The sequence below is a fragment of the Agrobacterium sp. 22-223-1 genome (genome assembly GCF_053522385.1).
This window is the reverse complement of record NZ_JBNWCN010000001.1, coordinates 1397211-1413501: the sequence shown is the minus strand read 5'-3', so window position 1 is coordinate 1413501 and position 16291 is coordinate 1397211. Positions and strand designations below refer to the sequence as shown.

Sequence of the window (16291 nt, the reverse complement as noted above, 5' to 3'; positions counted from 1 at the left end):
CAGCACCACATTTCTGAAGTCAGGCGAGACGCGCCTCAGACTGGCGAATCTCTTTCCTTCCTAGTGTTTTTCAAGCAACACAATGTGGCGAAAGTGCAACGACAAATGCGGCCTTGTCAACATTCTCAGGTTGGGCGGGAGCTGCGATAAACGGAAACGCCAAGCTCGCGGATTTTCTTGCGCAGCGTATTGCGGTTCAGGCCGAGAAGATCGGCAGCCTTGATCTGGTTGCCGCGCGTCGCAGTCAGAGCCGCTAGAATCAGCGGATATTCGAGTTCGCGCAGAACGCGGTCGTAAAGGCCGGGCGGCGGCAGGCCATCGCCGAAACTGGCGAAATAATCCCGCATATTTTCTTCCACCGCCTGCGAAATGGTGAGCGAACCGGTGCGAACCGCCATCTTGTCGAGCGGGCTGTCGGGAACATCCGATTGCAGTTCCTGCTCGATGATCTCGCGGGTGATGACTTCCTGCGGATAAAGCGCCATCAGGCGGCGGATCAGGTTTTCCAGCTCGCGCACGTTGCCCGGCCAGGCGTAGGCCTTCATGACCTCCAGCGCCTCGCTCTCGAAACGCTTGCCTTCCAGACCTTCCTTCTCGCCCTGCTGGATGAAATGGCGCACCAGATCGGGAATATCCTCGGCGCGGTCACGCAGCGGCGGCAGCCGCAGCGGCACGACGTTCAGGCGATAATAGAGGTCTTCGCGGAAAAGGCCCTGATTGATCGACTGCTTCAGGTCCTTGTTGGTGGCGGCGACGATGCGGACATCGGTGCGGATCGGCGTGCGACCGCCCACCGTGGTATATTCGCCCTGCTGCAATACGCGCAGCAGCCGTGTCTGGGCATCCATCGGCATGTCACCGATTTCATCGAGGAAGAGCGTGCCGCCCTCGGCCTGTTCGAAACGGCCGGTCGAACGGTTCTGCGCGCCGGTGAAGGCGCCCTTCTCATGGCCGAAGAGTTCGGATTCGATCAGGTCGCGCGGAATAGCTGCCATGTTGATGGCGACGAAGGGGCCGTTGCGGCGCTTGCCGTAGTCATGCAGCGCGCGCGCCACCAGTTCCTTACCCGTACCGGATTCGCCCGTTATCATCAGCGTCAGGTCGGTCTGCATCAGGCGGGCGAGAACGCGGTAGATTTCCTGCATCGCGGCAGAGCGGCCAACGAGCGGCATACCGTCCTGCATGTCGTCATCGAGCTTCGCCGGCTTGCGCTTCGGCTCCGACAAAGCGCGGCCGATGATGGCGATCAGTTCCGTCAGGTCGAAGGGCTTCGGCAGATAGTCGTAAGCGCCTTTTTCCGAGGCCTTGATGGCCGTCATGAAGGTGTTCTGCGCACTCATGACCAGAACCGGCAGGTCCGGGCGGGCCTTCTTGATGCGCGGCAGCAGGTCAAAGGCGTTTTCATCCGGCATCACGACATCGGTTACGACAAGATCGCCCTCACCCGCCGAAACCCAGCGCCAGAGCGTGGCGGCATTGGAGGTGATGCGCACGTCGTAACCGGCGCGGCTCAGCGCCTGGTTCAGCACCGTGCGGATTGCGGCATCATCATCGGCGACGAGGATCGTAGCTGTCATTGGTCATTTCCTGTCGTGTTCGGCAAAGAGCGGTCGTCGAGCGCCACTTCCGGCGAGACGGGCATCAATACGCGGAAAGTCGTGCGGTGGTTCTGGCTGTCGCATTCGACAATGCCGCCATGGGCGCCGATCAGCTTGGCGACAAGCGCCAGCCCGAGGCCCGAACCATTCGTCTTGGTGGTGATGAAGGGATCGAAAAGATGCGGCAGCAGATCGGCCGGAACGCCCGGGCCATTGTCATGCACGCAGAATTCGAGCGGCAGCGAGATGCGCTCGCGGCTGCCGGCGACCGAAAGCCGCATGCCGGGGCGATAGGCGGTGGTGAGGATGATCTCGCCATCCGGCTGATTGCCCACGGCTTCCGCCGCATTCTTCACCAGATTGAGAAAGACCTGCACCAGCTGGTCGCGATTGGCATAAACAGGCGGCAGCGACGGGTCGTAGTTCTCAGAAATCTTGATATTGCGGGCAAAGCCGGCCTTGGCGATGGCCTTCACATGATCGAGCACGGAATGGATGTTGACTGGCACGCGATCCACCGGCCGCTCGTCGGAAAACACCTCCATACGGTCGACCAGCGAGACGATGCGGTCGGTCTCGTCGCAGATCAGCCGCGTCAGCGCCCTGTCTTCATCGGCAACCGATGTCTCCAGCAGCTGGGCAGCGCCGCGAATGCCGGACAGCGGGTTCTTGATCTCATGCGCGAGCATGGAGGCAAGGCCGGTAACGGAGCGCGCCGCCGCCCGGTGGGTCAATTGCCGGTCGATCTTGTCGGCCATCGACCTTTCCTGGAAAACGACGACCACCGATCCCGGTTCGCTGACAACGGGCGCAACGTAAAGATCGACCAGCTTGTCCTGGCCAAGACGCGGCGAACTCAGATCGACGCGATATTCGTTGACCGGCGCGCGACGCTCCCGCACCTGATCGATCAACGCAAGAAGCGGGCTGCCGAAGGGAATGAAGGTGGAAACGCGGTAGCGGGCGAGATGGGAGGCGCTCGCCCCAAAAAATGCTTCGGCTTCCCAGTTGGCGAAGGCGATGAAACCTTCGGCATCCACCAGAATAACAGGGTTCTGCACCGCGTTCAGAACCGCCATGGCAAGCGGGTTTCCATCTACCGGGCTGTGTTTGTCAGCGCTCATGCGGCCTTCCTTGCGGCGTCTTCGCCCGCATTTTCGCTAAGGGCGGAGCGCAGCAGATCCGCCACTTCCGCCGTGTCACGCGATGTCATGATTTCAGCCTTGTCAGGCGTGGCGATCTCTGGCGCGAAACGGTCGAGATACCAGCCGAGATGCTTGCGGGCATGCCGGAGACCGGCTTCCCTTCCGTAAAATTCCAGCATCATCTCGTAATGTTCGATGGCGATAGCGGGAATATCGTCGCGGTGCGGCGCTGAATGTCCGGCAAGCACCGCCGGTAGCCAGGGCTGCCCCTGCGCGCCGCGACCGACCATGACGGCATCCGCGCCCGAGCGGCGCAGGATTTCCCGCGCATCTTCGGCTGTTTCAACGTCGCCATTGGCGATCAGCGGCACGGAAATCACCTCGCGCACGGCGCGGATGGCATCCCAGTCCGCCCGTCCCTCGTAAAACTGCATACGGGTGCGGCCGTGAATGGTGATGAGCTGGACGCCTGCGGCTTCGGCGCGGCGGGCGATCTCCGGCGCATTGATGGTGTTCTCGTCCCAGCCGAGCCGCATCTTCAGCGTCACAGGCACGTCGACTGCATTGACCGTCGCCTCGATGAGCGAGAGTGCATGATCGGGATCGCGCATCAAAGCCGAGCCGGAATAACCGCCCGTCACCTTCTTGGCAGGACAGCCCATATTGATGTCGATGATGCCGGCGCCATTATCGGCCGCGATCTTCGCTGCCTCTGCCATGAAATGCGCCTCGCGCCCGGCAAGCTGCACCATATGCGGAACCATGCCGGCATTTTTCAGCCGCGCCCAGGATTCGCCTCGGTTGGCGACGAGCTCACGGCTTGCCACCATTTCCGTAACGACGAGGCCCGCGCCATAACGCCAGGCGAGCTGCCGGAACGGCAGATCCGTCACGCCCGACATGGGCGCCAGCACGGCACGATTACGGATCGTGACTGAGCCGATGCTGAACGGTTCTGACAACTCCGGAAGATGCAATTGATGATCTTTCATGCAGAAGGGTTATTTGCATTATTTTTAGACAGTGTTTGTGCAGTTGCCAAGCACTTTTAGAGGGTTGCACCTTTTATTTGCTAGGCGACTGCCTGCCTGTTTTGCTGTCGGCAGCAATTTGTGCAGGTTCGAACACGCAATGGTGGCTGATCCTGCAGCATGCAGGGGCGAATGCGCGTCTTATCGGGCTGGCCATCCGGGTTTTGAAACGCTAGAGCAGGACTGTCAACCGCTAAGGGTTGCGCGCAAAGCATAAGACCAATGCAGGAAAGTACTATGAAACTCGGCATCGTCATCGTCGCCGCCGGACGCGGTGAAAGAGCGGGCTCTCCCGAGGAAGGGCCGAAACAATATCGCCCTATCGGAGGCAGGGCCGTGATCGAGCATACATTGTCGACATTCCTCGACTGGGATCATGCCTCCCCCATCGTGATCGTCAGTCATGCCGACGATGCGGCACTGCTGTCGCCGATCCTCCAGCGGCTTGATGCCGGAGAGCGGATCGTTACCGTCACGGGCGGTGCGACACGCCAGCAATCGGTGCTTGCCGGGTTGGAAGCGCTCGCCTCGGAAGAGCTGACGCATGTGATGATCCATGATGCCGTGCGGCCTTTCATCGCCGTAGACATGCTGGAACGGATCGTCGCCCTGCACCGGGCCGGCGCCAGCGGCGTTCTGCCTGCCCTTTCCGTCACCGACACCCTGAAGCGCGGCTCGGATGGTCGCGTCGTGGAGACAGTTTCCCGGCAGGGGCTTTATGCCGCGCAGACACCGCAGAGTTTCGGCTACGGCGATATTCTCGCCGCGCACCGCGCCGCTGCCGCCTCCGGAAAATCCGATTTTACCGATGATGCTTCGATCGCCGAATGGGCGGGACTAACGGTGACGCTGACCGAAGGTTCGGTCGACAATGTAAAACTCACTCTCAAGCGGGATATCGCCATGGCCGATGAAAAGCTCTCCCACGGATTGCCGGACGTGCGCACCGGCAATGGTTACGACGTGCATCAGCTGGAGGCCGGCGACGGCGTGACGCTGTGCGGCGTCTTCATCGAACACGACCAGAAACTCAAAGGTCATTCGGATGCGGATGTAGCCTTGCATGCGCTGACGGATGCGCTGCTCGCCACCTGTGGTGCTGGCGATATCGGCGATCACTTCCCGCCTTCCGATCCGCAATGGAAGGGAGCGGCCTCGCGCATCTTCCTCGAACATGCGGCCAAAGTGGTGCGCGACAATGGCGGCACGATCATGAATGCCGATGTCTCGCTGATTGCGGAAGCGCCGCGCATCGGCCCGCACCGCCAGGCCATGCGCGAAGCGCTCTCGGACATGCTCGGCATCGCGCTGGAACGCTGCTCGGTGAAGGCGACGACCAATGAGACCATCGGTTTCGTCGGCCGCCGGGAAGGCATTGCTGCAATCGCCACCGCTACGGTCGTCTACAGGGGCAGACCTTTATGAGCCTTTTTCCCGCCGACATAGAAGATCTGGCGCGACAGATCATTACCGATTTCACCGCGCATGGCTTCATGGTCTCGACCGCGGAAAGCTGCACTGGCGGCCTGATCGCCGGTGCCCTGACGGAGATTGCCGGCTCCTCCGCTGTCGTTGACCGTGGTTTTGTCACCTATACCAATGAAGCCAAGATGGACATGCTGGGCGTTGGCGCCGAAACACTGGCGAATTTCGGCGCGGTATCCCGACAGACAGCGTTGCAGATGGCGCATGGCGCCCTCTTCCGTTCACGGGCGGATTTTGCGGTGGCGGTAACCGGTATTGCCGGCCCGGGTGGCGGCTCCCCCGACAAGCCGGTGGGGCTGGTGCATCTGGCCGCCAGAGCGCGCAATGGCGGTAGCCTGCATAAGGAAATGCGTTACGGAGATATCGGCCGCACCGAAATCCGGCTTGCGACGGTGAGGACCGCGCTTGAGATGCTGATAGCCCTCAATCAGACCGGGTCCGTATAAATTTTGTCGGCACGCGTTTCGAAGGCTTCGGCGAACATGCGGAAGGCCCGGTCGAACATCGACCCCATCACCGCGCCGAGCAGACGGTTCTTGAACTCATAATCGATGAAGAAATGAATGGCCGATCCGCCCTCGTCCGAGGCCTCGAAACGCCAGCGATTGTCGAGATATTTGAACGGGCCGTCGATATATTTCACGTCGATGGCGCGCTCGGCCGGGTTCAGCAGCACCTGCGTGGTGAAGGTTTCGCGAATGGCCTTGTAGCCCACCGTCATATCCGCCACCAGCAGCACCTTGCCATCGCGCTCCTTGCGCGAGCGGATGGTGAGCGCCTCGCAAAGGGGCAGAAACTGCGGATATTTCTCCACATCGGCGACGAGGTCGTACATGCGGTCGGGCGAGTGTTTGACGTGGCGATGCGTTTCGAACTGTGGCATGAGCGGCAGTTAATCCTCGATACGCAGAAGATCAAGAAGGCGGCGAAACTGTTTTCGGCTTTTCAGCTGGAATACCGGCACATCAGGACCATAAAGCGCGAAATTCTGCTCGAAGATGGGCGTATGGCGCCGCTCGAAATTCCAGATATAGCGCAGGAATTCGATGTCTATTCTTTCGGGGCACCCCTCCGCCATTTCCGGACGGGCCTTGCCATAGCCCTTGATCGCCCGGCTGACGGCGCCCCACAGGCAGAGCCAGCGCGGCATGCGCACCCACAAAACGATGTGGGATCGCGGCAGCCGTATATCGAAAGACGACGGATTGCTGCCGTCCATCAGCCAGCGCTCCTCGGTAATGATGGTGGCTATCCTCTCTCGCTGCTCGTCGCGCGGGCGCACCTGCCAGCCGGGCAGCCAGAAAACATCGCGATCCATGGAGATGTAGCGAAGTCCGAAATTGCGCGCGAGCTTCTGCGAAAGCGTCGACTTGCCGCCGCCGGAACAGCCCACGACCATGATTCGCTGCGCCCCGGCGATGATCGCAGCAGCATCTTCCACCCTGTGAAGATAGTTTGGCATTTCAGAAACCTCATCTGACTGCTGGATTTTTCTGCCATCGCCCCGCAGCGATATCTTCGCCGCGCATGACAGTTACGGAAAATTGACTATTGTAACCCCGTCGCAGGGATTGCTATTTATTTGCGACTAATATTACACCCATTGGATGCAACGGCGCTGGAAGCTCCCGATTTCACCCAGCGTATTCATCCTTGGGTTCAGACCCGACATATAACCGCTTTGAGCCACTGAGTGAGCCGATGGACGATTTTTCCAACATCATCAACCTTCTCGAATCCGCCAAGCAACTCGCATCGATGAACGGCATGCCCGTGCTTGCCTATCTGATCGACGTCGCGAAATGCGAGGCGAGAGAGAACAAGCCGGTTCTGCGCAAACGCAAACGCGGCGAATCGACCGCCAAGGAAGACTGTTAATTGCCGGCGCGCAGAGCCGACCGATAAAGCCGACTGGCCCAATCTTCAAGACGATGTCATAATCAAACGATGAACTGGCCGCTTTTTCGAGGCGGCCATTTCTTTGCACAATGGAAACGACAGCGTCATGACAGCCGCATCCGCCGATATCAGAACCTACAGGGAAGAAAGACCGAAGGAACGACATGGCTTCGTTCAGATCGTTCTTCCGGTCTCCGGGCGTCTTCTGATCGATGTCGCCGGACGGCAGGACGAATTGTCGACCGGACGCGGCGTGTTCATCCATCGCGACGCGCCGCATACGCAGGAAGCGACGGCAAGAAACCACTCGCTGGTGGTCGATATCGATGAAGGCGCCCTTCCCGAGCAAACGCTCGAGAAATTCGTTCGATCGCCGTTTCTCGACATAGCGCAGGATACGTGGCAATTGATTGCCTATATGCGCGGCGTCATCGGAACAGAGGGGCGACGCGACGATATTGCCGGCCTATGGGCGCCGCTCCTGGTCGACAGCCTTGCCAATGAGAAAGCCGACATCCGCCAACGCCTGCACAGGCTCGTTGCACTTATCAGGGCGGAGCCGTTCTTCCCCTGGACCATCGAGATGCTGGCCTCCTGCGTGACGATCAGCGACAGCCGCCTGCATGCGCTGTTTCTCGAGGAATTCGGCCTCCCGCCTCACCGCTGGCTGGCCGGGCTGCGCATGGACAAGGTCTGCGCATTGCTCAGCAATTCCACCCTGCCTATTGCCGAGATCGCCTTGCGGGCCGGTTTTTCAGACCAGACTGCACTGACGCGCGCCATGCGCAATGCAGTGGGTGAAACGCCCGCAGCCTACCGTCGGACCTACGGGTTTCATTAAAACCGCCAGCATATCCGTCAGGAGTTTTTGTCAAGACAGCCGCAGAGGGCTGTGGCACATCGCAGGCAAATGTGAATGCGGATGTGAAATGACATGAACAGAACAGGTCTCGGTGTTTTTTACGGCATGCTGGCGGGTGCGCTTTGGGGTGGGATTTTTCTCGCCCCGAAACTAGTGCCGGATTTTTCGGCCCTGCAACTGTCGACGGCGCGTTATCTCACCTATGGGCTGATTTCCCTCATCATCATCGGGCCGCGCCTGAAACGCGTGTCGGCGCATTTTGGCGCGCGGGAGTGGATAGCACTCGGGTGGCTGAGCATGATCGGCAACATCGCCTACTACGTCTTCATATCGACGGCGGTGAAATTGAGCGGTGTCGCCTTCACCTCGATCATCATCGGTTTCCTGCCCGTCGCCGTCACCATCATCGGCAGCCGCGATCACGGCGCGGTGTCGCTGAAGCGGCTGTGGCCGTCGCTCGCCTTCGGCGCGATGGGGATTATCGGCATTTCCTGGCAGTCGCTAACGGAAAACGATGCCGGGCTCGATGTCTCTCGCGTCATCGGGCTTGCCTGTGCGCTTGGTGCGCTGGCGTCATGGACAGCATTTGCCGTCGGTAACGCCCGCTGGCTCTCCCGCCTTCACGATGTCAGCGCCGATGACTGGAACATGATGACGGGTGTGGTGACCGGTGGGCTTGCGCTCACGCTCGCCATCCCGGCCTTTGGCTTTGGCGGCGAAAGCCATCGTTCGGGAGAATGGCTGCATTTTGTGGCTGTTGCAGCCGGGCTGGGTTTCACTGCCTCCATCCTCGGCAATGCCTTATGGAACCGCATGAGTCGCCTTCTGCCGCTCACCATGGTCGGGCAGATGATCCTGTTTGAAACGCTGTTTGCGCTGCTTTACGGTTTTCTCTGGGAAGGGCGTGGCCCGACACTGATTGAGGTCGTGGCAATATGTTCGGTGGTGCTGAGTGTGATCTTGTGCATGCGGGCGCATAGGCCGGAGAAGGTTGTGGTGTGATCGGTTGAAGGTCGGGAACAGGTGGCGGAGCCATTTCACAAGCCTCGCCTCCTACTCACGTCATCCTCGGGCCCGTCCCGAGGATCCAATCACGTATCGTACAATCGATAGGTTGCAGATGCTCGGGACAAGCCCGAGCATGACGGTGGAGAGAGCGTATATCGCCCGATGCAGCAACCTATGTTGCCGAACCTTTGTCCCTTACTCAGCAGCTGCTAGCAGCTTCTTTTCGCGGGCCGCACGCAGGCGCTCAAAATCGTCGCCGGCATGGTGCGAGGAGCGGGTCAGCGGGCTGGAAGACACCATCAGGAAGCCCTTGGTATAAGCCACGGTCTCGTAGGACTTGAACTCTTCCGGCGTCACGAAGGCCTCTACCTTGTGGTGCTTGCGGGTCGGCTGCAGATATTGGCCGATGGTCAGGAAGTCCACATCGGCGCTGCGCAGGTCGTCCATCAGCTGAAGCACTTCGGTACGCTCTTCGCCGAGGCCGACCATGATGCCTGACTTGGTGAACATGGTGGGATCGAGTTCCTTCACCCGCTGCAGGAGGCGCACGGAGTGGAAATAGCGCGCACCGGGTCGAACCGTGAGGTAATTGCCCGGAACGGTTTCCATATTGTGGTTGAAGACATCGGGCTTGGCGGCCACGACACGCTCCAGCGCGCCTGGCTTCTTCAGGAAGTCGGGGGTGAGGATTTCGATGGTCGTCGTCGGAGACGCAGCACGGATCGCCCAGATGACCTTCTCGAAATGTTCAGCACCGCCATCGGCGAGATCGTCGCGGTCGACCGAGGTGATGACGACGTGGGAAAGGCCCATCTGCTTGACGGCCTTGGCGACGTTCTCGGGCTCGGCCATATCCAACGGATTGGGCTTGCCGGTCGCGACATTGCAGAAAGCGCAGGCGCGGGTGCAGATTTCACCCATGATCATGAAGGTCGCGTGTTTCTTGTCCCAGCACTCGCCGATATTCGGACAGCCGGCTTCCTCGCACACCGTCACCAGCTTGTGCGAACGCACCAGTTCACGCGTCTCGTGATAGCCCTTGGATGTCGGCGCCTTGACGCGGATCCATTCCGGCTTGCGCATGACCTCGGTATCGGGCTTATGCGCCTTTTCCGGGTGGCGAATGCGCTTTTCGTCGGACGACGTCCTGTCGAGAATAGTGACCATTAAAAACCTGCTTCCATCGCCCCTGGCGACCTAAACATCTGTTGGCCCGATGCTTTAGAACAATTCCAGAAAAAGCGTAAGCCCCTTCCGGTCACGAAGCCTTTCAGCGCCGTACCAGCTTCGCCAGAAACAGCAAAAGGCTGGCGCCGATGAACGACGTGACGAAATAGCCGAGCCTGCTGTCCTGCACGAAAACATCGAAGGTTCGAAGCACCGCAACGGCAACCACCGAACCGACGATGCCAAGAACGATGTTCATGAAAATGCCGAAGCGCATATCCATGAGCTTGCCCGCAAGCCAGCCGGCGAGACCGCCGATGATGATTGCTGCAATCCAGCCTACACTTTCCATTCCCACGCTCCCTGAAAGAACCAGCCCCTTTTAAGAAGCCTGCATCGAGACATATGGGACACCCGGCATGGTTAGACAATGCCGGGTATCACGGAGCACTTATGCGTTCAGCACACGCCCATAGGCGTCGAGCACGCTTTCCTTCATCGATTCCGAAATGGTCGGATGCGGGAAGATCGTGTGCATCAGGTCTTCTTCAGTGGTTTCGAGGTTCATCGCAACAACGAAGCCCTGAATGAGTTCGGTCACTTCCGCACCGACCATATGCGCGCCAAGCAGTTCACCCGTCTTCTTGTCGAAGATGGTCTTGACCATGCCCTGGTCTTCCCCGAGCGCAACCGCCTTGCCGTTCGCCGCAAAGGAGAAACGGCCGACGCGGATGTCGCGGCCCTGTTCCTTGGCCTTGGCTTCGGTGAGACCGACCGAGGCGACCTGCGGGTTGCAATAGGTGCAGCCCGGGATTTTGAGCTTGTCCATCGGGTGCACATTCGGCAGACCGGCGATCTTTTCCACGCAGATCACTGCTTCATGCTCGGCCTTGTGGGCGAGCAGCGGCGGGCCGGCGACATCGCCGATGGCGTAGATGCCAGGCACATTGGTCTTGCCGTAACCGTCGATGACGATGAAGCCGCGATCCGTCTTCACGCCGGCAGCCTCAAGGCCGATGCCTTCGATATTGGCGACGACGCCGACGGCCGAAATCATGCGGTCGGCGGTGATCTTCTCGGAAGAACCGTCCTTCTTCTCCAGCGTCGCGGTGATGGAGTTCGCGCCCTTCTCCACCTTGGAAACCTTGGTTTCAAGGTGAATTTTCATGCCCTGCTTTTCGAGCTGCTTCTTGGCGAAGGTGGAGATTTCCGCATCCTCGACCGGCATGACCTGGCTCATGATCTCGACGACGGTGACGTCGACGCCCATGGTGCGGTAGAAGCTGGCGAATTCGATGCCGATGGCGCCCGAGCCCATGACGAGCAGCGACTTCGGCAGTTCTTCCGGCTTCATCGCCTCGAAATAGGTCCAGATCAGCTTGCCATCCGGCTCAATGCCGGGCAGCGCGCGCGGGCGCGCACCTGTGGCGACGATGATGTGCTTGGCGGTATAGGTGCCCTCACCCAGCGTGTTCTTCGGCACGGGACCCTGCGGCTGAACCACCGGCTTGGTGGATTTGCCGACGACGATCTCGCCCGGCTTGGTGATTTTTGCTTCACCCCAGATAATATCGACCTTGTTCTTCTTGAACAGGAAACCGACGCCATTGTTCATGCGCGCGGCAATGCCACGCGAGCGCGCCACGATTGCCTTGACGTCCGGCTTGATCGAGCCTTCCAGCGTCAGGCCGTAATCCTTGGCATGCGTGGCGGTGTGCATGACATCGGCGGTGCGCAGCAGGGCCTTGGTGGGAATGCAGCCCCAGTTGGAGCAGATGCCGGCCAAATGCTCGCGCTCCACGACGGCAACCTTCATGCCGAGCTGGGCTGCGCGGATCGCGGCAATATAACCGCCCGGTCCCGAACCGATGATGATGACGTCATAAGATTGAGCCATTGGAAATCCTGCCTTGTCTTATTCGGGTGACGGCAAACCGCCCCGAAACGAGAATGAGTGTCAAAGTCCGAGCATCATGCGGACGACGGGCTCCAGCCCGCGGCCGATGGCCCGCGTGTTTTCAGCATCGAGATGAACGCCGTCCACCGGCGTCGTGCGGGCAACGGAGCCGGCATCGAAAAAACCGCAATCGAGGTCGTCGGCAAGGTCCCGGTAAACCGAAGCCAGCATGGCCGATTCATCGATCGCATCGCGATAGATCGCCCCCATCACGGGGTTTGCCGTTTCGCAAAGCTGCGGCGGCGCGACGATCAGAACATCCGGCGCTTCCCAGTCAGCCACTTGCCAGACGTGATTGCGCGTGAGTTTCACCAATCGCTCTATACCCTTCATGGCGACAATGGCCGATCCGTGGATCGACGGTTTCATGTCGTTGGTGCCGAGCATGATGATGACGAGATCAAGCGGCGCATGGCTGTGCAGCAGCGTCGGCAGAAGCCGCGCGCCATTGCGGTCACAATCGGCCGTCAAGTCGTCATAAGCGGTGGTACGGCCGCCCAGCCCTTCGTGGATCACATGCACGTCGGTACCGAGCGCCTTTTGCAAGACGCTCGGCCAAAGATCTTCATGGCTGTGACGGCCACCCGTTTCCGCATTTGATCCCCAGGTCAGGGAATCGCCAAAGCAGAGGACCGATTTCACCATGTCACGCTCCGATCAAACCAGCATGCCCATCGGGTTTTCGATGTAGCGCTTGAAGGCGCCGATCAGTTCGGCTCCGAGCGCGCCATCGACGCAGCGGTGGTCGGTGGAAAGCGTAACCGTCATGACATTGGCGATCTTGATCTCTCCGTTCTTCACGACTGCGCGCTGTTCGCCCGCACCGACAGCCAGAATGGTGGCATGTGGCGGGTTGATGACGGCGGAGAAGCTCTTGACGCCCATCATGCCCATGTTGGACACGGCGGTCGTGCCGCCCTGATACTCCTCGGGCTTCAGCTTGCGCTCCTTGGCGCGCTTGCCGTAGTCCTTCATCTCGTTGGAGATGGTGGAGAGCGACTTCTCTTCCGCCTTGCGGATGATCGGCGTGATCAGGCCACCCGGAATGGAAACGGCAACGCCGACATCCGAATGCTTGTGCTTGACCATGGCGCTTTCGGTCCAGGAGACGTTGGCGTCAGGCACATCGCGCAAGGCAAGAGCCAGCGCCTTGATGACCATGTCGTTGACCGACAGCTTGTAGGCCGGCTTGCCGTCCTTTTCGGGAGCAGCCGCATTGAGCTGGGCGCGCAGCGCCAGAAGCGTATCGAGTTCGCAATCCACCGAAACGTAGAAATGCGGAACCGTCTGCTTGGATTCGACCAGACGCTTGGCGATGACCTTGCGCATGCCGTCATGCGGCACCAGCTCGTAGGAGCCCTGTTCGAACAGCTTGAGAACGGCTTCGTCCGACTGGCCCTTGGCGAGAGCCGGAGCCGGTGCGCCTGCGGATGCAGCAGCAGCTGGTGCGGCCTTCGCACCACCGGAAGCGGCGGCCTTTTCCACGTCGGTCTTGACGATACGGCCATGCGGGCCGGAACCGGAAACGGCCGAGAGGTCGAGACCGGCTTCCTTGGCGAGACGGCGGGCCAGCGGCGAAGCGAAGATGCGCTCGCCGGACTTTGCGACCGGAGCCGGCGTGGAAGATGCGGCAGCCTGATCGGCGGCCGGCTTTTCAGCCTTGGCCGGGGCAGATTCTTCCTTCGGCGCTTCGGCCTTTGCAGCTTCCTGCTTCGGAGCCTCGGCCTTGGCGGGAGCGGCAGCGCCGCCCTTTGCCGCCTCGGCAACATCCTCGCCATCGGCGGCGAGGATGGCGATCAGGGCGTTGACCTTGACCGCTTCAGTGCCTGCCGGAACAACCAGCTTGGCGACCGTGCCTTCGTCAACGGCTTCCACTTCCATGGTCGCCTTGTCGGTCTCGATCTCGGCGATCACATCACCGGGAGCTACCTTGTCGCCTTCCTTGACCAGCCACTTGGCAAGATTGCCTTCTTCCATTGTGGGAGAAAGGGCAGGCATGGTGATTTTGATAGGCATTAGTTAGAACTCCTCCTGGCTATTAGCGTCAGGCGACGGCAAATTCAGAGTTTCGTCTTGAGGAAGCTGAACCTGTTCAGTTCTAGCTCTTGACCCTCGAATTATCTTCAGAATCTCTTTTACTTCATCCAAAGCAGGTTTAGCTTTTTCGGCCATTTCGCCAAGAACGAAAGCAATATCTCCGGCAAAAGCAAAGAACCTATCCGTCTTAGTACCGATAGAATCCACCTCAGATCTTAGAGCTTGAAGTCTATGAAAAAGAGCATTTTTCTTTTTGCTAGGAATGGGAGATTCTTGAATAATCTTCCTAATGTTTTCCAGATGCTCGTGTAGAAAGCTCTTTTCCTCTCCGCTAAGCGCTGCAATCCCAAACGCATCAGCATCGTGAACGACACTCTCGTAACCATCCAAAAGGCGATCGACTTCGCGCTCGCCTCCAAACACGATAATTGCTTCGACATATTCCTTCACGCCCGGATTCTGAACTATGATTAAATCATTTATCTCAGGGCGGTATCGAGCGATAAATCGCTCGAGAATTTTACGAATATATACGCCATTTAACTGATCATCAGGTGAAGCAGGCGCAGCAAGCCAGTCCGATGCTCTATCTGCTAGTGCAATGAGAGCATCGTCCGGATTGCTTGGAAGGTTACTGGCAAAGTCGTTTCTAAACGACATTGTCACACCTTGTAGCAGACGGTTTTGACGGCCTGAACGACTTCATCGACGTTCGGCAGAGCCAGCTTTTCGAGGTTTGCCGCGTAAGGCATCGGAACATCCTTGCCGGCGATCGTCAGGATCGGCGCATCGAGATAATCGAAAGCGGCGCGCATGACCTGGTTGGCGATGAAGTCACCGACCGATGACTGCGGGAAGCCTTCCTCGACCGTGACCAGACGACCGGTCTTCTTGACCGATTCGATGACGGTGGGCAGATCCATCGGGCGGATGGTGCGCAGATCGATCAGTTCGACGTCGATGCCGAGCTTTTCGAGTTCCGCAACCGCCTTGATCGCGTAGGTCATGCCGATGCCGAAGGAAACGATGGTCGCATCCTTGCCCTTGCGGTGAATGCGCGCCTTGCCGATCGGCAGCACGAAATCATCGAGCTTCGGTACTTCGAAGCTCTGGCCGTAGAGAATTTCATTTTCAAGGAAGATGACCGGATTCGGATCGCGGATGGCGGCCTTGAGCAGACCCTTGGCGTCAGCAGCCGTGTAAGGCATGACGACCTTGAGGCCCGGAATATGGCTGTACCATGCGGCGTAACATTGCGAATGCTGGGCGCCGACGCGGGCAGCCGCACCGGACGGACCACGGAACACCATCGGCGCGCCCATCTGGCCACCCGACATGTAAAGCGTCTTTGCCGCCGAGTTGACGATCTGGTCGATCGCCTGCATGGCGAAGTTGAAGGTCATGAATTCGACGATGGGGCGCAGGCCCGTCATCGCAGCGCCGACGCCGATACCGGCAAAGCCGTGCTCGGTGATCGGGGTATCGATGACGCGACGCTCACCGAATTCCTGCAACAACCCTTGAGTGATCTTGTAGGCGCCCTGATATTCGGCGACTTCTTCACCCATGACGAAGACTTTTTCGTCGGCGCGCATTTCTTCGGCCATGGCGTCGCGCAGCGCTTCACGCACCGTCGTCATCACCATTTCCGTGCCTTCCGGAATATCCGGATCGGCTGCAGCTTCGATCTTCGGGGCAGCTGGAACTTTGGCGGCTTCCTTGGCAGCGCTGGGCTCTTCGGTCGCTTCGCGGGTCTTGCCGCCGGCCTCATCCGAATCGGAATTTGCGGCTTCAGCCTTCGGCTCTTCCTTCTTCGCGGAGGAAGAAATGTCGTCGGCGCTTTCGCCGTCCTGAAGAAGAACGGCGATTGCCGTGTTGACCTTGACGCCTTCGGTGCCGGCCTCGATCAGCAGCTTGCCGATCACGCCTTCGTCCACGGCTTCCACTTCCATGGTCGCCTTGTCGGTTTCGATTTCGGCGATCACGTCGCCGGAAGTGACCTTGTCGCCTTCCTTTTTAAGCCACTTGGAAAGCGTGCCTTCCTCCATGGTCGGAGAAAGGGCGGGCATAAGAATTTCTACTGGCATTGGTTTCCCTTTCCC

Annotated in this window: 17 protein-coding genes; 5 read left to right on the top strand and 12 right to left on the bottom strand. The window is 59.5% G+C overall.

The window, feature by feature from the left end:
• Window positions 1-125: 125 nt before the first annotated feature.
• From ntrC to dusB, 3 genes are read right to left on the bottom strand one after another with little or no spacing between them, the layout of a single operon-like run.
• Window positions 126-1577, bottom strand: coding sequence for a nitrogen regulation protein NR(I) (ntrC, locus tag ACQZ60_RS07015; protein WP_003521350.1), 1452 nt, complete (start codon window positions 1575-1577; stop codon window positions 126-128).
• Window positions 1574-2722 (bottom strand): two-component system sensor histidine kinase NtrB, encoded by a 1149-nt coding sequence (locus tag ACQZ60_RS07010; RefSeq protein ID WP_448734971.1) that lies wholly within the window; start codon window positions 2720-2722, stop codon window positions 1574-1576. The genes ntrC and ACQZ60_RS07010 overlap by 4 nt, the downstream gene beginning before the upstream one ends.
• A complete protein-coding gene (gene dusB / locus ACQZ60_RS07005; protein WP_448734970.1) occupies window positions 2719-3735 on the bottom strand; it encodes a tRNA dihydrouridine synthase DusB in 1017 nt (338 codons plus the stop codon). The genes ACQZ60_RS07010 and dusB overlap by 4 nt, the downstream gene beginning before the upstream one ends.
• Window positions 3736-4011: 276 nt before the next feature.
• On the opposite strand from dusB, the gene ACQZ60_RS07000 reads away from it, so the two are divergent.
• Complete coding sequence (locus ACQZ60_RS07000) at window positions 4012-5199, top strand: bifunctional 2-C-methyl-D-erythritol 4-phosphate cytidylyltransferase/2-C-methyl-D-erythritol 2,4-cyclodiphosphate synthase (protein WP_448734969.1); 1188 nt, start codon at window positions 4012-4014, stop codon at window positions 5197-5199.
• Window positions 5196-5705 (top strand): CinA family protein, encoded by a 510-nt coding sequence (locus tag ACQZ60_RS06995; protein WP_448734968.1) that lies wholly within the window; start codon window positions 5196-5198, stop codon window positions 5703-5705. Before ACQZ60_RS07000 ends, ACQZ60_RS06995 begins: the two co-directional genes overlap by 4 nt.
• Here ACQZ60_RS06995 and ACQZ60_RS06990 read toward each other — a convergent pair.
• Both ACQZ60_RS06990 and ACQZ60_RS06985 read right to left on the bottom strand, forming a co-directional pair.
• Window positions 5687-6142 carry a type II toxin-antitoxin system RatA family toxin gene (locus ACQZ60_RS06990; RefSeq protein WP_080852117.1) on the bottom strand — a complete coding sequence of 152 codons (456 nt, stop codon included), beginning with the start codon at window positions 6140-6142 and terminating at the stop codon, window positions 5687-5689. The genes ACQZ60_RS06995 and ACQZ60_RS06990 overlap by 19 nt on opposite strands.
• Window positions 6143-6151: 9 nt before the next feature.
• Window positions 6152-6721: a P-loop NTPase family protein gene (locus ACQZ60_RS06985; RefSeq protein ID WP_448734967.1), complete on the bottom strand. Its 570-nt coding sequence runs from the start codon at window positions 6719-6721 to the stop codon at window positions 6152-6154.
• 239 nt (window positions 6722-6960) lie between these two features.
• Between ACQZ60_RS06985 and ACQZ60_RS06980 the strand changes: the two genes are divergently transcribed.
• The 3 genes from ACQZ60_RS06980 (at window position 6961) to ACQZ60_RS06970 (ending at window position 9022) form a co-directional block, all read left to right on the top strand.
• The gene (locus ACQZ60_RS06980; protein ID WP_003496171.1) at window positions 6961-7137 is read left to right on the top strand and encodes a hypothetical protein; all 177 of its coding nucleotides are present in this window, start codon (window positions 6961-6963) and stop codon (window positions 7135-7137) included.
• A gap of 127 nt (window positions 7138-7264) precedes the next feature.
• Window positions 7265-7999 carry an AraC family transcriptional regulator gene (locus ACQZ60_RS06975; RefSeq protein ID WP_448734966.1) on the top strand — a complete coding sequence of 245 codons (735 nt, stop codon included), beginning with the start codon at window positions 7265-7267 and terminating at the stop codon, window positions 7997-7999.
• Between the two features lie 93 nt (window positions 8000-8092).
• Window positions 8093-9022: a DMT family transporter gene (locus tag ACQZ60_RS06970; protein WP_448734965.1), complete on the top strand. Its 930-nt coding sequence runs from the start codon at window positions 8093-8095 to the stop codon at window positions 9020-9022.
• A 201-nt stretch (window positions 9023-9223) separates the two neighbouring features.
• Here ACQZ60_RS06970 and lipA read toward each other — a convergent pair whose 3' ends face one another.
• The 7 genes from lipA to ACQZ60_RS06935 form a co-directional block, all read right to left on the bottom strand.
• The gene (lipA, locus tag ACQZ60_RS06965; RefSeq protein ID WP_448734964.1) at window positions 9224-10195 is read right to left on the bottom strand and encodes a lipoyl synthase; all 972 of its coding nucleotides are present in this window, start codon (window positions 10193-10195) and stop codon (window positions 9224-9226) included.
• A gap of 103 nt (window positions 10196-10298) precedes the next feature.
• Window positions 10299-10547 (bottom strand): GlsB/YeaQ/YmgE family stress response membrane protein, encoded by a 249-nt coding sequence (locus ACQZ60_RS06960; RefSeq protein ID WP_020012453.1) that lies wholly within the window; start codon window positions 10545-10547, stop codon window positions 10299-10301.
• Between the two features lie 99 nt (window positions 10548-10646).
• Window positions 10647-12092: a dihydrolipoyl dehydrogenase gene (gene lpdA / locus ACQZ60_RS06955; protein ID WP_003502607.1), complete on the bottom strand. Its 1446-nt coding sequence runs from the start codon at window positions 12090-12092 to the stop codon at window positions 10647-10649.
• Between the two features lie 60 nt (window positions 12093-12152).
• The gene (locus tag ACQZ60_RS06950; RefSeq protein ID WP_020811800.1) at window positions 12153-12797 is read right to left on the bottom strand and encodes an SGNH/GDSL hydrolase family protein; all 645 of its coding nucleotides are present in this window, start codon (window positions 12795-12797) and stop codon (window positions 12153-12155) included.
• Window positions 12798-12809: 12 nt separating this feature from the next.
• On the bottom strand, window positions 12810-14168 hold the full coding sequence (locus ACQZ60_RS06945) for a pyruvate dehydrogenase complex dihydrolipoamide acetyltransferase (RefSeq protein WP_448734963.1): 1359 nt from the start codon (window positions 14166-14168) through the stop codon (window positions 12810-12812).
• Between the two features lie 3 nt (window positions 14169-14171).
• Window positions 14172-14849, bottom strand: a complete 678-nt coding sequence (locus tag ACQZ60_RS06940; protein ID WP_448734962.1) for a hypothetical protein — start codon at window positions 14847-14849, stop codon at window positions 14172-14174.
• A 2-nt stretch (window positions 14850-14851) separates the two neighbouring features.
• Entirely contained in the window at window positions 14852-16276 is a 1425-nt protein-coding gene (locus ACQZ60_RS06935; RefSeq protein ID WP_448734961.1) for a pyruvate dehydrogenase complex E1 component subunit beta, read from the bottom strand.
• Between the last annotated feature and the right edge of the window lie 15 nt (window positions 16277-16291).